Source organism: Actinosynnema sp. NPDC049800 (assembly GCF_040656635.1).
Lineage (GTDB): Bacteria > Actinomycetota > Actinomycetes > Mycobacteriales > Pseudonocardiaceae > Actinosynnema.
Map to the genome: position 1 here is coordinate 84835 of NZ_JBFAMT010000003.1, position 18000 is coordinate 102834.

Annotated in this window: 17 protein-coding genes and 1 tRNA gene; 8 read left to right on the forward strand and 10 right to left on the reverse strand. The window is 72.7% G+C overall.

Going from position 1 to position 18000, the window contains the following annotated elements; genetic code table 11:
* Positions 1–3 precede the first annotated feature (3 nt).
* The 3 genes from AB0I91_RS05670 to AB0I91_RS05680 form a co-directional block, all read right to left on the reverse strand.
* Positions 4–1227, reverse strand: coding sequence for a vWA domain-containing protein (locus AB0I91_RS05670; protein ID WP_499635454.1), 1224 nt, complete (start codon positions 1225–1227; stop codon positions 4–6).
* A complete protein-coding gene (locus AB0I91_RS05675; protein WP_499635457.1) occupies positions 1224–2453 on the reverse strand; it encodes an AAA family ATPase in 1230 nt (409 codons plus the stop codon). The genes AB0I91_RS05670 and AB0I91_RS05675 overlap by 4 nt, the downstream gene beginning before the upstream one ends.
* Before the next feature lie 68 nt (positions 2454–2521).
* The gene (locus AB0I91_RS05680; protein WP_499635460.1) at positions 2522–3895 is read right to left on the reverse strand and encodes a hypothetical protein; all 1374 of its coding nucleotides are present in this window, start codon (positions 3893–3895) and stop codon (positions 2522–2524) included.
* Between the two features lie 181 nt (positions 3896–4076).
* On the opposite strand from AB0I91_RS05680, the gene AB0I91_RS05685 reads away from it, so the two are divergent.
* Positions 4077–4472: a VOC family protein gene (locus AB0I91_RS05685; protein WP_498782981.1), complete on the forward strand. Its 396-nt coding sequence runs from the start codon at positions 4077–4079 to the stop codon at positions 4470–4472.
* Positions 4469–5350, forward strand: a complete 882-nt coding sequence (locus tag AB0I91_RS05690) for a sigma-70 family RNA polymerase sigma factor (RefSeq protein ID WP_499635463.1) — start codon at positions 4469–4471, stop codon at positions 5348–5350. The genes AB0I91_RS05685 and AB0I91_RS05690 overlap by 4 nt, the downstream gene beginning before the upstream one ends.
* Before the next feature lie 319 nt (positions 5351–5669).
* Here AB0I91_RS05690 and AB0I91_RS05695 read toward each other — a convergent pair.
* Together AB0I91_RS05695 and AB0I91_RS05700 are read right to left on the reverse strand one after the other, a co-directional pair.
* Positions 5670–5743: transfer RNA gene (locus tag AB0I91_RS05695), tRNA-Leu, on the reverse strand.
* A gap of 68 nt (positions 5744–5811) precedes the next feature.
* Positions 5812–6093 carry a metal-sensitive transcriptional regulator gene (locus tag AB0I91_RS05700; protein WP_053722042.1) on the reverse strand — a complete coding sequence of 94 codons (282 nt, stop codon included), beginning with the start codon at positions 6091–6093 and terminating at the stop codon, positions 5812–5814.
* Between the two features lie 273 nt (positions 6094–6366).
* Between AB0I91_RS05700 and AB0I91_RS05705 the strand changes: the two genes are divergently transcribed.
* A complete protein-coding gene (locus AB0I91_RS05705) occupies positions 6367–6708 on the forward strand; it encodes a histone-like nucleoid-structuring protein Lsr2 (protein ID WP_015104119.1) in 342 nt (113 codons plus the stop codon).
* A gap of 65 nt (positions 6709–6773) precedes the next feature.
* On the opposite strand, the gene pabB is transcribed toward AB0I91_RS05705, so the two are convergent.
* The 3 genes from pabB to AB0I91_RS05720 form a co-directional block, all read right to left on the reverse strand.
* Positions 6774–8798 (reverse strand): aminodeoxychorismate synthase component I, encoded by a 2025-nt coding sequence (gene pabB / locus AB0I91_RS05710; RefSeq protein WP_499607526.1) that lies wholly within the window; start codon positions 8796–8798, stop codon positions 6774–6776.
* 139 nt (positions 8799–8937) lie between these two features.
* Positions 8938–9879, reverse strand: coding sequence for a hypothetical protein (locus AB0I91_RS05715; protein WP_499635466.1), 942 nt, complete (start codon positions 9877–9879; stop codon positions 8938–8940).
* Complete coding sequence (locus AB0I91_RS05720) at positions 9876–10379, reverse strand: SigE family RNA polymerase sigma factor (protein WP_498782973.1); 504 nt, start codon at positions 10377–10379, stop codon at positions 9876–9878. Before AB0I91_RS05720 ends, AB0I91_RS05715 begins: the two co-directional genes overlap by 4 nt.
* 118 nt (positions 10380–10497) lie before the next feature.
* Between AB0I91_RS05720 and AB0I91_RS05725 the strand changes: the two genes are divergently transcribed.
* The 4 genes from AB0I91_RS05725 (at position 10498) to AB0I91_RS05740 (ending at position 14303) form a co-directional block, all read left to right on the forward strand.
* Positions 10498–11712: a metallophosphoesterase gene (locus AB0I91_RS05725; protein WP_499635470.1), complete on the forward strand. Its 1215-nt coding sequence runs from the start codon at positions 10498–10500 to the stop codon at positions 11710–11712.
* A 98-nt stretch (positions 11713–11810) separates the two neighbouring features.
* A complete protein-coding gene (locus AB0I91_RS05730) occupies positions 11811–12995 on the forward strand; it encodes a type III PLP-dependent enzyme (RefSeq protein WP_498782969.1) in 1185 nt (394 codons plus the stop codon).
* A 55-nt stretch (positions 12996–13050) separates the two neighbouring features.
* Positions 13051–13464: an adenosylmethionine decarboxylase gene (speD, locus tag AB0I91_RS05735; protein ID WP_498782968.1), complete on the forward strand. Its 414-nt coding sequence runs from the start codon at positions 13051–13053 to the stop codon at positions 13462–13464.
* Positions 13461–14303, forward strand: a complete 843-nt coding sequence (locus AB0I91_RS05740) for a spermidine synthase (protein WP_498782967.1) — start codon at positions 13461–13463, stop codon at positions 14301–14303. Before speD ends, AB0I91_RS05740 begins: the two co-directional genes overlap by 4 nt.
* 53 nt (positions 14304–14356) lie before the next feature.
* Here the strand turns inward: AB0I91_RS05740 and AB0I91_RS05745 are convergent, their stop codons facing one another.
* Positions 14357–16417: a S9 family peptidase gene (locus AB0I91_RS05745; protein WP_499635473.1), complete on the reverse strand. Its 2061-nt coding sequence runs from the start codon at positions 16415–16417 to the stop codon at positions 14357–14359.
* A gap of 239 nt (positions 16418–16656) precedes the next feature.
* Here AB0I91_RS05745 and AB0I91_RS05750 point away from each other — a divergent pair, with 239 nt between their 5' ends.
* Positions 16657–17307 carry a hypothetical protein gene (locus AB0I91_RS05750; RefSeq protein ID WP_498782963.1) on the forward strand — a complete coding sequence of 217 codons (651 nt, stop codon included), beginning with the start codon at positions 16657–16659 and terminating at the stop codon, positions 17305–17307.
* Between the two features lie 87 nt (positions 17308–17394).
* Here the strand turns inward: AB0I91_RS05750 and AB0I91_RS05755 are convergent, their stop codons facing one another.
* On the reverse strand, positions 17395–18000 hold the full coding sequence (locus tag AB0I91_RS05755; protein ID WP_499635476.1) for a malonic semialdehyde reductase: 606 nt from the start codon (positions 17998–18000) through the stop codon (positions 17395–17397).

The window sequence follows — 18000 nt, forward strand, 5'->3', positions numbered from 1 at the left end:
GGATCAACCGATCGCGACCACCCGCGCCCACGCCGGTGGCGAGTCCGGCACGTAGTCGGGATCGTCCTCGCGCGGTCGAGGCGGTCGGGAGAACAGGCCCACGACCGTCCGGCACGGTGGACGGGCGCCGGGCCAGGGCGTCTGCCCGTCGGTCAGGGCCACGACGACGTCGGGGCGGGGGCTGCCGCGCAACGCCTTGGCGAAGCCGCTGCGCAGGTCCGTGCCGCCACCGCCCACCAGCGGGATCCCCTCGGCACGGCACAGCGGGTGCGTGACGTGGGCGGCGGCGTCGCACGACAGCACCGAGACGAGGTCGCGCCGGCCGCCCACCGCGCGGACGATCGCGGCGATCTCGACGATCGCGCTGCCCAACTCGTCGTCGCTCACCGACCCGGAGGTGTCGACGATCACGCAGACGCGAGGCGGCCGCCGCCGCAGGCTCGGCAGCACGACCCCGGGCAGGCCGGCCGACCTGCGCGAGGGCCGACCGTAGGTGTAGTCCTCACCCACACCCGGCCCGGACACCGCCGAGCGGACCGCCGCGCCCAGCAGGTCGCGCCACGGCTGCGGCGGGTGGAACACCTCCTGCGCCCACCGTCGCCAGCCCTTCGGCGCGTTGCCCGGCCGGGCGGTGAGGCCCTGCGCCACCCGGAACCGGATGGCATCGCACTCCTGCGCGGTGAGCCCGTCGGCGCCGTCCGGCCCCACGTCCCACTCCCGCTCCAGCCCGTCGGCGCCGCTGCCGCAGTCCAGCCAGCCGTACCGGTCGGTGTGCGGCCCGAGCCGGAACTGGCGCAGGTAGTCCTCCATCAACTGCCCCTCGGGCAACCTGAGCATGGCCGGCTCGACGGCGCCCGCCGGCTTCGCCAACCCCTCGCCGAACACGTCGTCGTTGATCTCGCAGTCCGCGGCGATGTTCATCCGCAACCGCTCCCCCGGCCCGGTCAGCCCGTGCTCGGCCGCGAACCGGTCGCCGCGCCCGTGGTGGTCGCGCAGCAGGTGGGCGACCTCGTGCACCCAGACCCCGGCCAACTCCTCCAACGGGGTGCGGTCCACGAACGCCGGCGAGACGTAGCAGCGCCAGTGCCGGTCCACCGCCATCGTCGGCACTCGCCGCGACCGCACCACGTGCAACGCGAACAACGCCGTCGCCAGGTACGGCCGGCTGCGGACCGCGTGCAACCGGGCGGCGAAGAGCTTCTCCTCGTCCAGGCTCGTCGGCGTCATCGGCGGGCACCCGCGCCGACGACCGCCGCTGCCCGGTCCGCCCGCCGCGACAGCGACACCACACCGACCAGCCGCTCGATCGCCGCCGGCACCTGCCAGTCCTCGCGGCGCAGCGCGGCCAGCGTGGACGCCGGCACGACCACCAGGTCCGGCGCGCCGGTCTCCAAGGCCAGCACCAGCAACGACCACGCGGCGTCCCAACGGGACCGATCCGGCCGCCTGCGCACCGCCTCCACCACGCCGTCGAGCACCGTCTGGCGCAGGTCGCCGCGCTCGGGCAGCACGGCCGCCGCCGGATCCGCGAGCAGCGCCTCGGGATCCGGCAGGTCCATCCGGTCCAGGCTCGCCAACAGCTCCAGGCCCGGCCCGTCGCCCACGGTGGCCCGCACCAGCGTCGACAGCACCTCCCGGGAGGCGTCCGCCGCCGTGGCGAAGGCGATCAGCCGCAGCGCCATCTCCCAACTGCGCGGCGACGGCCACGCACCGCCGCGGCCCGCTTCGCTCTTCGGCAGCTGGTGCACCAAACCGGGACGTGCGGCCAGGAGTCCGCACACCGCCCGTCGGGCGAACGCCACGGCCTCGGCCAGCCGTCCCGGGTCCAGCCGCGGCAGCGACGCTCGCGGCCACGTCCCACCCAGCCCGCGCACCACGACCTCGTGGTCGTGGGCCCACCGCAGGTGGACGAACCGGTTGGCCAGCGGTGGGCTGAGCTCCCAGCCGTCGGCCGCGGAGGAACGGGGGTTGGCGGCGGCCACGATCCGGACACCGGGCGGGAGCCGCAGCGCGCCGATCCGGCGTTCGAGCACCACGCGCAGCAACGCGGCCTGGACCGCGGGCGGCGCGGTGGACAGCTCGTCGAGGAACAAGAGCCCTCGCCCCGCCCGGACCAGGCGCACGGCCCAGTCGGGCGGGGCCATCGGGACTCCTTGCACGGCCGGGTCGTCACCGACCACAGGCAGCCCGGAGAAGTCCGAGGGCTCGTGCACGCTGGCGATCACCGTGGTCAGCGGCAGGTCCAGCGCGTCGGCGAGCTGGTTCAGCGCCGCGGTCTTGCCGATGCCCGGCTCGCCCCACAGCAGCACGGGCAGGTCGGCGGACACGGCCAGGGTCAGGGCTTCCAGCTGGATGTCGGGACGCGGCTCGGTGGTCGTGTCCTGGAGCAGGGCGAGCAGGGCGGCGGCGGCGTCCATGGGTCGGACGTGGGCCGCTTCAACGGAAGTGGGCATGTCGGATCACCTTTGGGGTCGAGTCGAAGGGGGCCGTGGTCGGCCGGTGGGTGGAGCCGGGTGCGAGGTCAGCGACTGATCGCGTGGCGCGGGTGGGACCGGACGTCGCGGCGGCGGGCGTCCTTGACGACCGGCGCACGCCCGGCGCCGGCGAGTCCGGCCCGGAACAGCCCGTGCGCCACCCGACGACGCGCCGCCGTCTCCAGCTCGTCGCGCAACGCACCGCTGCGGAGCAGCACCTCCGGGCCCAGCAGGCGTTCGACGATCGCGAGGGCGCCGGCGGTGTCGCCGTGGTCCAGCCGGGCGCGAACGTCCACAAGGGATTCCGGGCGCCGGTGCACGTCGTCGATCACCCGCAGGCACGGCAACGGCGTGCCGCCCAACGCGACCAGCAGCTCCTCGCGGCGGATCTCGTCGGGGTCGTGGTCCAGCGGGACGAGCACCCCGTCCACCACGCCGATGCGGTGCGTGGCGCCGCGGCACTCGACCAGGCGTGCGTGCTCCGGGCCGTCGGGGCTCGGTGACGGACGGGAGGGCCGGTGATCGGGCAGGAGTGCCGACGCGACAAGGGGGTGCAGCCGGTCGGCGTCGATCAACCCCGTCCGGAGCAGCTCCAGGTCGGGTAGCACCCGGGTCGCGGCGTCGGGCAGGACCGGCCACGCACGGCCGCGACCTCTCGGCGGAGCCACCGTGATCCCCGCGCCCGGGTCCAGCACCAGCCGGCGCCGGGTGTCGAGCCGCACGGTGACGACGCCGTCCGCACGTCCGTCCGCACGTCCGTCCGCGCGGAGCAGCAACGCCGCCTCCGCCGGCCACCGGTCGACGGCGAAGCCGCTCAGCTCCGCCGCCATCCCGTCCGGGATCACCGGTGGCGCGGGATCACGGCCGGTGGGCCGTTGCCCGGACCGCTCCCCCAGCTCACCGGCCCTGCGCACGTCCCACAGGTGGCGGTGCAGGTCGAGGCGGAACCGCCGGTCGGGCCGGGGGTGGGGGTGCAGGCCGGCCCCGTCCCCCGGTCGGGACGGCGCCCACAGCGCAAGGCTGATCCGCTGGCCGGCACCGGCCCAGGACGGCGGGGTGCGCGCGACGAGGTGCAGCTCGCCGCCGCTGTCGGCCGTCGCGGGATAACGGGCCAGGGAAACGGTGAGGCCGGGCCGCAGCAGGCCGTCCGGGGCGATCCTCGGGAAGTGCCAGCGCAGCAGGTCGGGAGCCAGGTGACGGAGGTCGGCGCGGACCCGGGCCGCGAGGAGCCGGCCGTGGGCGCGACCCGCGGTTCTCAGGTCCAGGTCCACGTCGACGCGTGCGGCGGCGCAGGCGCCGGCCCAGTCGCCCACCAGTCGGCGGGCGGTCGCTGACTCGATCATCGGCGGCGGCACGGCGAACTCGCGCACGTGCGCCCAGAAGAAGAGGCGGTCGTCCTCGTTCGCGGTCAAGGGGAGCATCAGCACTCACCTTGCGCGAAGAGAACCTCCGATCCGTTCACGTAGGTAACCATCGCCGCGAGCGTACCAGGATCGACAACGGGCGGACCCGGTTCTGTTACCTCTTCCCGCCGGCTCCCGTCATACCGGCGACGACCGGGTGCACCCACCGGTCGTCGGACCCGAGTGGACGGAGAGCAGGATGCTGACCAACCTCATGTACGTGACGGTCTACGTCACCGACCAGGACCGCGCGCTGGAGTTCTACACCGAAGGGCTCGGCTTGGCGAAGCACGTCGACTACCCCGGCCCGGACGGGCGCTTCCTCACCGTGGGCGCACCCGGCAGTCCGGTCAAGATCATCCTGTGGCCGCACGCGCCGGCCGCGGGGCACCCCGCCGAGCCGGGCGCCGCGCCCGGTCCGCTCATCCTCGAGTCGGACGACCTGAGGGCGGACTTCGAGGTGTTCCGCCGGCGGGGCGTGACGTTCGTCGAGCCCGAACCGGTGGACTACCCGTTCGGCGTGCGCGTCGAGGCGGTGGATCCCGACGGCAACCGGATCTCGTTGCGCCAGCAGCCCCGCGGAACCGGGAAGTGACCGACCCCGGCCGGCGGGACCCGGTCGCCGAGGCGTTCGAGGGGCAGCGGGACCGGCTGCGCGCGATCGCCCACCGGGTGCTCGGATCGCACGCCGACGCCGAGGACGTGGTGCAGGAGGCCTGGCTGCGGCTCTCCCGCCAGGACGCGGCGGCCATCGGGAACCTGGCGGGCTGGCTGACCACGGTGGTCGGCCGGATCAGCCTGGACGTCCTGCGCGCGCGCCGGGCCCGTCCCGAGGCGTCCTACGACAGCGGGCCGCCCGAGCTCGTGGTGACGGCCGACGACGGCGGCGGCGCGCCGGAGGACGACGTGGCGCTGGCCGACTCGGTGGGGCTCGCGCTGCTCGTCGTGCTGGAGTCGCTGCGGCCGAACGAGCGGCTGGCGTTCGTGCTGCACGACCTGTTCGCGGTGCCGTTCGACGAGATCGGCCGGATCCTCGGCAAGTCGACCGACGCCACCAAGATGCTCGCCAGCCGCGCCCGCGGGAAGGTGCGGGCGACCGGCCGGCCGGCGGGCGTCGGGCGGGAGCAGCGGAAAGTCGTCCAAGCCTTCCTGGCGGCCGCTCGCGACGGCGACTTCGAAGGGCTGCTGCGCGTCCTCGACCCCGAGGTGCGGCTGACCGCCGACACCCCCGACGGCCAAGTCGTCGTCCTCGGCGCCACCAAGGTCGCCACCGGCGCCCGACTGTCCGCCGGCGCGGCCGGCCACGGTCGGGCAGTAGTCGTCAACGGGCGCCCGGGCCTGCTGTCCTGGCACGACGACGGCACCCCTCTGGCCGTCATGGCCTTCACCGTCGTCGGCGGCCGGATCGCCGAGATCACGATCGTGACCGACCCGGCCAAGCTCGCGTCGACGACCCTGCCGGAGCCACCGTGAGGGCGGGCGTGTTCCAGCGCGGCCCGGCCTCGACCCGAACACACCCGCCGCATACCCCGCGCAGTCGCCGCAGGAACTCAACGGTCAGCCGAGCATTACCACGCGGTTAGCGGACAGGTTCGAGACAGCGCGTCTACAAAGGACTCGTCCGCCTTGCACGCCTCCACCGAGGCGGACCGACAACCGCCGACCAAACGACCCGGCTCTGCCCCCTGAGGACGCACCCACCCCGACACCCGACGAACCGGCCAGCCGGAACAAGATCGGCCCCTGACCCGAAGAGCACGGGTCAGGGGCCGAACCAGGTGAAGTGCGAATGTGCCCCCGGTGCGACTCGAACGCACACTGGACGGATTTTGAGTCCGCTGCCTCTGCCGATTGGGCTACGGGGGCCGGCGGGAGCACTGTACTCGATCAGGTTGCCCGGCCGCCGTACGGGGTGGCGGCCGGGCGCGTGGCGGTCAGGAGCGGACCAGGCGGGTGATCGCGGCGGAGGCTTCGGCGATCTTCTCCTCCGCCACCTCGCCCCCCTCGGCCACGGCCTGCGCCACGCAGTGCTTCAGGTGCTCGTCGAGCAGACCCAAGGAGACCGCCTGCAACGCCTTCGTCGCGGCGGAGATCTGGGTCAGCACGTCGATGCAGTACTCGTCGTTCTCGACCATCCGCTGGAGGCCGCGGACCTGCCCCTCGATGCGGCGCAATCGCTTGAGGTACGCGTCCTTGTCCGCCGTGTAACCGAGCATCGCTCCCGACCTTCCCTACCCTGGGCGGGTATCCGAGTCCAGGATAGGCCACTCGACCGGGTGTGACCGGCACCACGGGGTGACGGCTCGCGGGCCGCACATTTCGGCTCCGTGCGGTTTGTGTCGCGAAATGACCCGTCCGGGGGCATCACTCACATTTTCACCGCGAAAGGTTAGGCGATATTCCTCTCGTGCACTATGGTGTCGACCTAAGCGTGTGGCGCAGAACTAGTCGAGGGCAGCACGCGCTATGCGAGCACACACGGAGGAACAGTGGCACAGCAGACCGTCGTCCAACTCATCGACGACCTCGACGGCAGCGAAGCCGCCGAGACCGTGACCTTCGCGCTGGACGGTGTGGAGTACTCCATCGACCTCTCCAAGGACAATGCGGACAAGCTCCGCGAGTCCCTGGCCGACTTCGTCGCCAAGGCGCGCCGCGCAGGTGGCCGCAAGCAGCGCAAGGGCACCGGCAAGAGCACGGTAAAGGCTGGTGACAAGGCGCAGGCCCAGGCCATTCGGGACTGGGCTCGCGCGCAGGGCCACCAGATCTCCGACCGGGGCCGCATTCCCCAGGGTCTGGTCGTGCAGTTCCAGGAAGCCCACGCTTCCTGAGCCACGTCGTTTTCCCCTGCGGCGGACCACCCCTGCCGCAGGGGAAAACAGCAGGTCAGGGGCGCTCAGGCCGGCGAGGTGCGCCCCGGGAACTCCACGCCGGCCAGGCTGAGCAGGGCGGTCGCCTTGACCGCGGTCTCCTCGAATTCCTCCGCGGGGTCGGACAGCGCGATGACCGCGCCCCCGACCCCGAAACTCACCTTGTCCCGGTCCACGACCAGCGTCCTGATGACGATGCTGAAGTCGGCCGTTCCGGAGAGTGAGAAGTAACCGAGCGCCCCGGAGTAGACACCCCGGGGCCCGGCTTCCAGCCCGTCGATGATCTGCATTGTCCGGATCTTGGGCGCGCCCGTCATGGACCCGCCGGGGAACGCCGCCCTAACCACCCGCGCGGCGGAACTACCGGAACGCAGCCGAGCCCGAACGGTGCTGACGAGCTGGTGCACTGTCGCGTAGCTCTCCACCTCGAAGATCCTGGGCACCTCGACGCTGCCGACTTCCGCGCAATGACCCAGATCATTGCGGACCAAGTCCACGATCATGAGGTTCTCGGCGCGGTCCTTCGCGCTGGCAGCCAAGGCCCTGCGCAAAGCCCCGTCCTCGGCGGCGGTCGCCCCGCGGGGGCGCGTGCCCTTGATTGGCTCGGATTCGACGACACCCTGTCGGTCGACCCGGATGAACCGCTCGGGTGAAGTGCTGAGCACGGAGAGCGCACCGAAACGGAGCAACGCCCCGAACGGCGCGGGGCTTTCCGCGCGCAGGAACCGGTAGGCGTCCCACGGGTCGACCGGCCCGCGCCACGTCACCGTGTTCGTCAAACACACCTCATAGGTCTCGCCCGCCGTGATGGCCTCCTGGCAAGCCGCGACCAGCTTCAAGTAGTGCGAACGGCCGTGTCGCGGCTGCACCGAGTCGGCGCGGGCCGGGCGCGGCGGGGCCGCCGGCGGCGCGGTGAACCGACGCAGGAAATCGGCCGTTCGGCCCAACCACCCGTCCTCGTCGGACAACGCCAACAGGTAGACGCACCGGGAATCGTGGTCGAAAACCAGCGCCCGGTCGGCGAACACGAATGCCGCGTCCGGCTGCTCCGAACGGTGCGCCGCCGCACCGCCGCATTCCGCCTTGAGCTCGTACCCGAGGTAGCCCACCCAGCCGAGCGCGAACTCGAACGGCACGTCCGGCGGCGCCACCCGCCACGCCGCCAGGTCGGCCTCCAGCCAGTCGAAGAACGGCCCGGGACGCGTCACCCCGTCCACCGTCACCTCGCCGGTCCACACGTCGTACGTCGCCACGCGCGCCAGCGGCCCGGACGCGTCGCCCATCACGGAGAACCGGCCACGCTCCCCGACGAGGCTGCTGTCCAGCCAGAACGCGTCGTGCGACGACCCGTACAGGGCCGCGTGGACGTCCTCGGGCGACGGGTGCACGTCCACCCGCCGCACGAGCACCTCACGGACCGGCTCACGGGCCCGAACGGGAGGCGCGGGGAGCTCGGGGAGCGCCGGCACGACGGCGGCGGCGTCGGTCAGGTCGCGGAAGTTGGCCAGCAGCTGGTGGCCGTGCGACGTGCACACCGACTCCGGGTGGAACTGCACACCCCAGGCGGGCCGCGACCGGTGCCGCACGCCCATCAGCACGTCGTCGGACGACGCCCAGGCGATCGGCTCCAGCGACGGCGGCAGGTCCGACACGGCCAGCGAGTGGTAGCGCACGACGGGCAGCGGCGACGGCAGGCCGGCGAACACGTCCACCCCCGTGTGCCGCACGTGGTCCACCACGCCGTGCCTCGGCGTGACCAAGCCCACGGACGCACCGTGCGCGAGGCACAGCCCTTGGTGACCCAGGCAGACACCCAGAAGGGGGATGTCGGCGTGCTCGATCACCGCCCGGCACAGGCCGAAGTCGGCGGCGCGCTGCGGCCGGCCCGGTCCGGGCGAGATCACCACGTTGTCGAACCGCCGCAGGTCGGACAGCCGGAACCGCGGGTCGTCGTTGGTGATGACGACCGGTTCCCGCCCGTTCACCTGAGCCAGGTACTGGAAGAGGTTGAACGTGAACGAGTCGTAGTTGTCGATGAGCAGCGTCCGCATGGCAAACAGCACGGTACCTGCACGAACACCCGGACGGAGTACCCACGGACGAGGGACGGGACGACACCGGGAGACGACCCAGGACGCCGAAGAGGCCGGGCGCGTCGTGACGCCCGGCCTCCCCGTCCCCGGCGGTGGCTCAGTCCAGGTGGAACTTCGGGTCCGCGGCGATCGCCGCGAGCTGCGCGCCCGTCAACGCCGGCCGGGACAGCGCCGGGTGACCGGACTCCAGGTACTCGCTCGAGTACGCGACGGTCACCAGCGTGCCGTCCGGGTGCCGGTAGAACGCCCCGGCGTCCATCGTGTTGCCGCCCGCGTCCGGGTCGGCGCCGGTGACGACGCCGACCTTCTTGCCGCCGACGTCGATCACCTCGCACGTCCCGCCGGTGACCGGGTACGGGTACTTGGTCGCCGCCTCGCACCCGACGAGGTCGCCGAGCCGGGTGTTGCCCTTGGTCTCGACCTTGATGGACAGCTCGCCGACGCCCGCCTCACCGGTGATCACGACCGGTGTGCGCGCCTCGTAGTCCCAGACCTCCAGGTCGCCGACGTACTCGGCGAACTGCGCCTGGCGCCAGGTCATGGGGCCGTAGTCGGCGAACCCGATCCGGGTCCGGTCCTCGGCCTTCACGCCGGGCGGCAGCGACGAGGCCAGGTCGTTGAGCAGCTTGGCGCCCTTGTCGGCGCGCGGCCCGCTGGTCGAGGTCCGGTCGCTCTGCCCGTTCGGCCACCGGGTGCTCGTGTCCGACGGCGGCGGTGACCCGCTGGGCGGCATCACGGTCACCGACGGCGACTCGGACGGCGGCCGGTCGGTCGGCGTGACCCGCGGCCCGGACTCCGACGGCTGCCCTCCCGCCACCTGGACGACGTCGCTACCGCCGCCGGTCAGGGTCGGCACCAGCACGGCGCCGACCGCGATGGCCACCACCGCGAGGCCCGCGACCGCGCCGCCCCAGGTGGCCTTCCGCCGGCGCTGGGCACGTCGACCGCCCTCCAGCGCGGCCTCGGGGCTCATGGGCGGCGGCGGGCTGCTCGCCACCATCACTTCCTGCAACGCGCTCTTCAGCTCGTGCTCGTTCATCGCACCTTTTCTCCCTGCTGGGGGGTGATCAGGCCGCGCAGCGTCTGCAGCCCCCGCGCGGCCTGGCTCTTCACCGTTCCTTCGGAGCAGTCCAACGCCCTGGCGGTCTCCTCGACCGACAGGTCTTCCCAGTACCGCAGCACGAGCACGGCGCGCTGCCTCGGCGGCACCTGGGCCAGCGCCGCCAGCAGCACCAGCCGGTCCTCCGCCGAGCCGCGCGCGACGGCCGCCACGTCGGCGGTCGTCTCGCTCACCCGTTCCTTGCGGAACCAGCCCCGGCGCAGGTCGGACACGAACGTCCGGACGAGCGTCTGCCGGGTGTAGGCGTCGAGTGCCTCGTGCCGGTTGATCCGGCGCCACGCCACGTAGAGCTTGGCGAACGTGGCCTGGACCAGGTCCTCGGCACGGTGCCAGTCGCCGCACAGCAGGTACGCCGTGCCGCGCATGGCCTCGGACCGCGCCGCGAAGTACTCGGCGAACGCGGCGTCCCGATCACTCATCTGTCCTCCCCCGTGCTGCGGTACGAGGTAATCACGCTCACGGGCGGCCACGGGGTTGCATCCCCGCTCCGGGATTCGTGGAAACTGGACTCACCACCACTGGGGAGGCCCGGCCTTGATGTTCTTCGTGCTGTTCGCGGTCGTGATGGGCGTCGCCCACTACTACATCTGGACGCGTGCCGTGCGGGCCACGACCCGACCCGGGCGCGGCCGTCGGATCGGCACCGGGGTGGTGCTCTTCCTCTACGTGCTGGTGATGACGGCGCTGTCGGTGGCCGGGATCGGCGGGTCGGGGTTCGCCGTGGTCCTGGCCTGGCCGGGGTTCATCTGGCTGGCGTGCGCGTTCTACTTCGCGGTGATCCTGGCCGTGCTGGAGATCCCCCGGCTGGTCCTGAACCGCGCGATGCGAGAGCACGAGGTGCCGGCCGCGGTCGGCGCGCCCACCGCGGAGGTGGAGGCGCCCGCGGCCACGCTCGCCGGGCAGCCGGCCGACCCGGGCCGACGGCTGTTCATCGCCCGGTCGCTCGCCGTCGCGGGCGGCGTGGCCACGGTCGGCGTCGTCGGCTTCGGCACCACGCAGGCACTGGGCGACCCCGTGGTCAAGCGGGTGCCGGTGACCCTGGGCAAGCTCGACCAGCGGCTGTCGGGCTACCGGATCGCGGTGGTGAGCGACATCCACCTGGGGCCGCTGCTCGGCCGCGAGCACACCGAGCGGATCGTGCGCATGATCAACGAGCAGCAGGTGGACCTGGTCGCCATCGTCGGCGACCTGGTCGACGGCACGGTGGCCGAGCTGGGCGAGGCGGCGGCTCCGCTGCGCGACCTCGTGAGCACGCAGGGCAGCTTCTTCGTCACCGGCAACCACGAGTACTACTCGGGCGTGGAGCCGTGGGTGGCGGAGCTGGAGGGGCTCGGGGTGAACCCGCTGCGCAACGAGCGGCTGCGGATCGAGCGGGCCGGCGCGTCGTTCGACCTCGCGGGCGTCAACGACGTCACCGGCAAGAACGTCCAGGACGGTCCCGACTACGCCCGCGCGCTGGACGGCCGCGACACGTCCACGCCGGTCGTGCTGATGGCGCACCAGCCGGTGCAGGTCCACGAGGCCGCCAAGCACGGGGTGGACCTGCAGCTGTCCGGGCACACGCACGGCGGGCAGATGTTCCCGTTCCACCTCGCGGTGGGCTTGCAGCAGCCGGTGCGCAGCGGGCTGGAGACCGTCGACGGCACGCAGGTCTACACCAGCAACGGGGCCGGGTTCTGGGGTCCGCCGGTGCGCGTCGGCGCGGCGCCCGACATCTCCATCGTGGAGCTGCGTCACAAGTTCGCCGGCTGATAGCGCTTTTTTCGCCTTCACCACCTAGAGTGGACCGCCGTGCCCGAACACGGTCGGACCGTGCCTGATCACGGTCGCGAAGGGGGACCCCTAGCGAGATGACGACGAGCTTTGCCGACGAACGGCTTCACGAGGCAATGGCTCGTATTCGTCGTTTCCTGGACCACGACCGCCCCGACACGCCCTGCCTCGTCATCGACCTGCCGACGGTGCGGGACCGGTTCACGGCGATCCGCGCGGCGCTGCCGCGGGTGGGGATCTTCTACGCGGTCAAGGCGAACCCGACGCCCGAGGTGGTCGAGCTGCTGGCCGCCGAGGGGTCCAGCTTCGACGTCGCCAGCCCCGCCGAGATCGACCTGTGCCTGGCGCGGGGCGCCGCGCCGGAGGCCGTCTCCTACAGCAACCCGATCAAGAAGGCGCGCGACATCGCCTACGCCTACGGGCGCGGTGTGCGACTCTTCGTGTCCGACAGCGAGCAGGACGTGCGCGCGCTGGCCGAGCACGCGCCCGGCTCGTCCGTGCTGCTGCGGATCTTGGTCGACAGCAACGGTTCCACCTACCCGTTCGGCAAGAAGTTCGGCTGTTCACCCGAGATGGCGACGGATCTCCTGCGGTTGGCCGCCGAACTCGGACTCGTTCCGCTCGGCGTGGCCTTCCACGCGGGGTCGCAGCAGCTCGACCCGAACGGCTGGGACGGCGCGATCGCCGACGCCGCCGTCGTCATCGGGAAGCTGCGCGCCGAGGGGCTCTCGCCGACCACGGTCAACCTCGGCGGCGGCCTGCCCGCGGGCTACCTGACGCAGCCGCCGCCGCTGGCCGAGTACGCCGCGGCCATCACCGCGTCGATCGCCCGCCACTTCGGCGCCTTCGCGCCCGAGGTGATGATCGAGCCGGGACGCGCTATCGTGGCGGAGTCCGGTGTGATCCGCTCCGAAGTGGTGCTGGTGTCCCGGAAGTCCTATTCGGACGAACGGCGCTGGGTCTTCCTCGACATCGGCCGCTACGGCGGCCTCGCCGAGACCGAGGGCGAGGCCATCGCGTACCCGTTGGCCACCAGCCGCGAGGGCGTGCCGCAGACCGGGGCGCCCGTCGGCCCCGTCGTGCTGGCGGGTCCCACGTGCGACGCGGACGACGTGCTGTACCAGAACACGTGCTACGAGCTGCCGCTGGAACTGCGCGCGGGCGACCACGTCGACCTGCTCGGCGCGGGCGCCTACACGGCCAGCTACTCGTCGGTGGCGTTCAACGGCTTCCCGCCGTTGGCCACCCACTGCGTGCGATGAGCGCGCCCCCGCCTGTCCGCTGCTGTGCCCCTCCTGAAGATGTTTGGAGTGATTGATGTCCGAACTCCCGTGCGAATCCGAGCCGGTTGGCTTGTTCGCAGGACAGCACGTGCTCGCCGAGCTCGAAGGCGTGAGCCCGGAACTGCTCGACGACGAGCGGTTCCTGCGACACGCGCTCGGTGAAGCGCTCACCCAGGCTGATGCCACGGTGTTGGAGGTGGTCTCCAAGCAGTTCGAGCCGCAAGGGGTCACCGTGCTGGCCCTGTTGTCGGAGTCGCACGCGTCCATCCACACGTACCCCGAGGTCGGGGCCGTGTTCGTGGACGTGTTCACCTGCGGCACGCGCGCCAAACCCGCGCTCGCGGTGCAGTTGCTGGCCGAGGCGCTGGGAGCTGTGTCGGCACGGACGGACATGATCAGCCGGGGCCACCGCGTCCCCGCGCTCGTCGGTGAGGAGAAGGCGTCTTGATCCGCGAACCGCTCGCGGCCGGTATGACCAGGCACTGGGACGTCGACGAGGTCGTGGTCGACACCCGGACCGAGTTCCAGCACCTGGTGATCGCCCGCACGTCCCAGGGGTTGTCGCTGTTCTGCGACGACGACCGGCAGAGCACCGAGTTCAGCCAGCTGACCTACCACGAGGCGCTGATGGTCCCGGCGCTGCTGCTGGCCGACCGCGTCGACCGGGTGCTGGTCATCGGGTCGTCGGAGGGCGTGGTGTGCCAGATGGCGGTGGCCGCCGGCGCTTCGGTGGTCGACCACATCGACATCGACGCCCAGGCCGTGCGGCTGTGCGCCGAGCACCTGCCCTACGGGTACACGCTCGACGAGCTCGCGCTGGCCGAGAAGGGCGAGGGCCCGATCCACGTCCGGTACATCGACGGCTACGAGTACATCCGGACGACGTCGGAGCGCTACGACATCGTCCTGGTGGACCTGCCGGACGAGCGCGAGGAGGAGGCGCAGCACAACCGCTTGTACGGCGCCGAGTTCCTGGCCATGTGCAAGGCGCTGCTCACCCCCGGCGGCGTCGTGGTGTCCCAGGCGGGCTGCCAGACGATGTGGCGCAACACCACGCTGATCCGCATGTGGGAGCGGTTCAACGAGGTGTTCGGCACGGTCGCGTACTACGGCTCGGACGAGCACGAGTGGGCGTACCTGTTCGGGCGCGCCGACGAGGTGGCCGACCCGACCGCGCTGATGGTCGAGCGGCTGCCCGCGTGCGGCTACCAGCCGGAGTCGATCGACGACCTGGCGCTGGTGGGCAACTCGATCCCGCCGTACCAGGTCCGCCACTCACTGGCCTGACGCCTGGCTCGAACGGGGCCGTCCTCCTCTCGGGGGACGGCCCCGTTCCGCGTTCAGGCCAGGGCGCGGCGCAGGAAGTCGACCTGGAGCAGGAGCAGGTTCTCCGCCACCTGTTCCTGCGGGGTCATGTGGGTCACGCCGGACAGCGGCAGCACGGTGTGCGGGCGGCCGGCGGCCAGCAGGGCCGAGGACAGGCGCAGGGTGTGCGCGGCCACCACGTTGTCGTCCGCCAGGCCGTGCACGATCATCAGCGGGCGCTCGAGCTTCGGCGCGTCGGCGATGAGCGAGTTGGCGTCGTAGACCTGCGGCTTCTCGGCCGGGTGGCCCAGGTAGCGCTCGGTGTAGTGGGTGTCGTAGAGCCGCCAGTCGGTGACCGGCGCGCCCGCGATGCCCGCGTGGAACACGTCCGGTCGGCGCAGCACGGCCAGCGCGGCCAGGTAGCCGCCGTAGGACCAGCCCCGGATGCCGACCCTGGTCAGGTCGAGGTCGGGTTCGCCCTTCGCGACCGCGTGCAGGGCGTCCACCTGGTCCTCCAGGGTGGCGCCGGCGAAGTCGAACGCGATCTCCCGCTCCCACGCCGGACCGCGACCGGGCGTGCCGCGGCCGTCCACGACGAGGACCGCGAAACCCTGGTCGGCCAGCCACTGCGAGGCCAGGTAGGCGTTGCGCGCCGACACCACGCGCTGCGCGTGCGGACCGCCGTACGGGTCGAGCAGGACCGGCAGCTTCGTGCCCGGCACGTGGCCGCGCGGGAACAGCAGCGCCGCCCTCAGGTCGCGCTCGCCGACGGTCAGCAGCCGCACTTCCGGTGTCAGCACGGGGGTTTCGGCGAACGTGCCGATCTCGCCGCCGGTCGACACGGTGACCTTCGGCCCGAAGTGGTCCATCGACGACCGGGACAGCACCAGCACGCCGCCCGCGCGCGTCGCGCCGTGCACGCCGTCCTCAGTGGACAGTCGGGTGGTCTCTTCGGGGCCGACCAGGAAGACGTGCGTCTGCGTCGGGTCGTCGGTGGACGCGGTGACCAGCGCGCCGTCGCCGTCCACGTCGAGCACCGCGCGGACCTGGAAGCCGTCCGGCGTCCACGGCCGGTCGCCCACGACGAGCCGGTTCGCGTCGCCGATCGGCAGCACGCGCAGCAGTTCGCCGTCCGGGGTCCAGCGCGGCGCGCCCGGCACGATCTCCAGCCAGTGCGGGTCGGTGTCGTCGGCGACCACCTCGGTGGCACCGGTCTCCACGTCGACCGCGAGCACCCGGACGCGGCGCTGGTCGCGTGACTGGACCTGCACCAGCGGCTTGCCGTGCGAGGTCCACGACACCGCGTTGACGTACGGGAAGGCGTCGCGGTCCCACATCACGTCGGTCCGGCCGGCGCCGAGGACGGCCAGCTCCACCACGGCGTTGGCCTCGCCGGCGGCCGGGTAGGCGATCTCGGCGGCGGGCGTGCCCGGGTTCGCCGGGTCGGCGATGTGCCAGCGCGGCACGGGCGCGTTGTCCACCCTGGCCGCCAGCACGTGCTCGCCGTCCGGGGAGAACCAGTAGCCCCGGTGGCGGCCCATCTCCTCGGCCGCGATGAACTCCGCGAGGCCCCACGTGACGTCCGGGCCGTCCGGCGACGCGACCACGCGGTCCGCGCCGGACTCCAGGTCCACCACGTGCAGCGCGCCCGCGGCCACGTAGCCGACCTTGCGGCCGGTCGGGTCCAGCCGGGGGTCGACCACCGGGCCCGCGACCGGCAGCTCGCGGACCGCGGCGGTGGCGAGTTCGACCACGAAGAGCCTGCCGGACAACGCGAACACCGCCTGCCGCGCGTCGCCGTCGGTGGCGTAGCCGACGATCCCGGCGGCCGACTCGCGGGTGCGCTCGCGGCGTGCCCGTTCCTCCGGGGACAGGTCCTCGGGGTCGGTCAGCAGGACGCCGGGGTCGGCCAGCAGCGTCTCGGACCGGGTCGCGGTGTCGAACGCCCACAGGCCGTTCGCCCGGCTCGTGGCCGTGGCGGTGCGGAGGAAGTACACCTTCGCGCCGTCCGGCGACGCGGTGAACGTCCGGGGTGCGCCGAGGGTGAACCGCTGGGTGCGCGCGTGCTGGCGCGGGAAGGAGATCTCGTTGCCCACCCGGACACCCTATGTCCCCGGCCGGCCGGCGGTCAGGCGATGCGACGGTGCCCTGCCTTGGCTGTGGTCAGGCGAGGCGACGACCGTCCGACCGGCGGTGCGGCGGTGCGGCGGCGGTGCCCGGTCGTGGCGGTGGGCGACCCCTGTCTTGGTCCGCGTCGTCGAGGCGGGCTGAACCGCGTCGGCGGACGGGCCGTAGTCGTGGGTGGAGCGATCGACGGACCGAGGAGGAGTTGAGTGTGATCCGACGAAACCGCATCGCCATCGCCGTCGCGGGTGGCATGGCCGCCGTGCTCGCGCTGGTCATGTGGACTTCCAACGCCACCGGCCTGCAGGGCAGGACGGTCGCGCAGACCGAGCAGGTCGGCGCCGCGGCCCAGGGCGACTACGGCGACGTTCAGGAGCCCTTGGCCCCTCCGACCAGCGAAGAGGCGGCGCCTGTCGAGGAGCCCGCCGCCGACGCGCCGGAGGGCCAGGCCGCGCCCGCGCCGTCCGGCCCGCAGGTCACGCTGGTCGGCAAGAGCGTGCCCAAGATGGGCGAGGTCGTGCAGGACGGTGACGGCCGCACGCTGTACCGGTTCGACAAGGACACGCCGGACCCGGCGAAGTCCAACTGCGAGGGTCAGTGCGCCGTGACGTGGCCCCCCGTGCTGTCCGACGGCAAGCCGCAGCTGCAGGGCGTCGACCCGGCGCTCGTGTCGACGGTGAAGCGGGCCGACGGCACCGACCAGGTGACGCTCGACGGCTGGCCGCTCTACACCTACGCGAAGGACGAGGCGCCCGGCCAGTGGAAGGGCCAGGGCGTGGGCGGCACGTGGTTCGTGGTGCAGCCCGACGGCAAGCGCAACGTCGAGTGCCTGCCGCCGGGGGTGACGCCGCCCGCCGCCTAGTCCACTGTGCCTCGCCCTGATCCCCCGGCCCGGGGTTGGCCGGGGGATCAGGGCGTCGCATCGCGGACCGTGCGGCTCGAAGTGGCGTCAGAGGGTGCGGACGGCCTCGGCGAAGTCCAGGCGCGGGTTGCGCGGGTGGGTGCCGGAGTGGTCCGGGTGACCGATGTTGACGATCACCAGGGGCAGCTGGTTGGTGCCGGCGAAGAACTCGCCGCGCACGCCCTCGGCGTCGAAGCCGCTCATCGGTCCGGCGGCGAGGCCCGCCGCGCGGACGCCGACGATGAAGTAGCCGGCCTGGAGCAGTGCGCTCGTCTTCGCCGCCTCGGTGCGCCCCGCGTCGTCCGCGAACGCCGCCTTCGCGCCCGGGTAGTGCGGGAACGTCGTGGCCAGGTGCTCGTGGAAGTCGGTGTCGGCCGCCAGGATCGCGGTCACCGGCGCGGCCAGGGTCTTGGCCCGGTTGCCCTCCGCCATGTGCGGCGCGAGCCGGGCCTTGGCGTCCTCGCCCCGGATGAGCAGCACGCGCAGCGGCTGGCTGTTCATCGCGGTCGGGCCCCACTTCACGAGGTCGTAGACGTCGCGGAGCTGCTCGTCGGTCACCGGCTCGTCGGTGAACGCGTTCGCCGTGCGGGCCTCGCGGAACAGCAGGTCCTGCGCGTCGCGCGGGAGGGCCAGCGTGTCGAGGGTGGCGGTCAT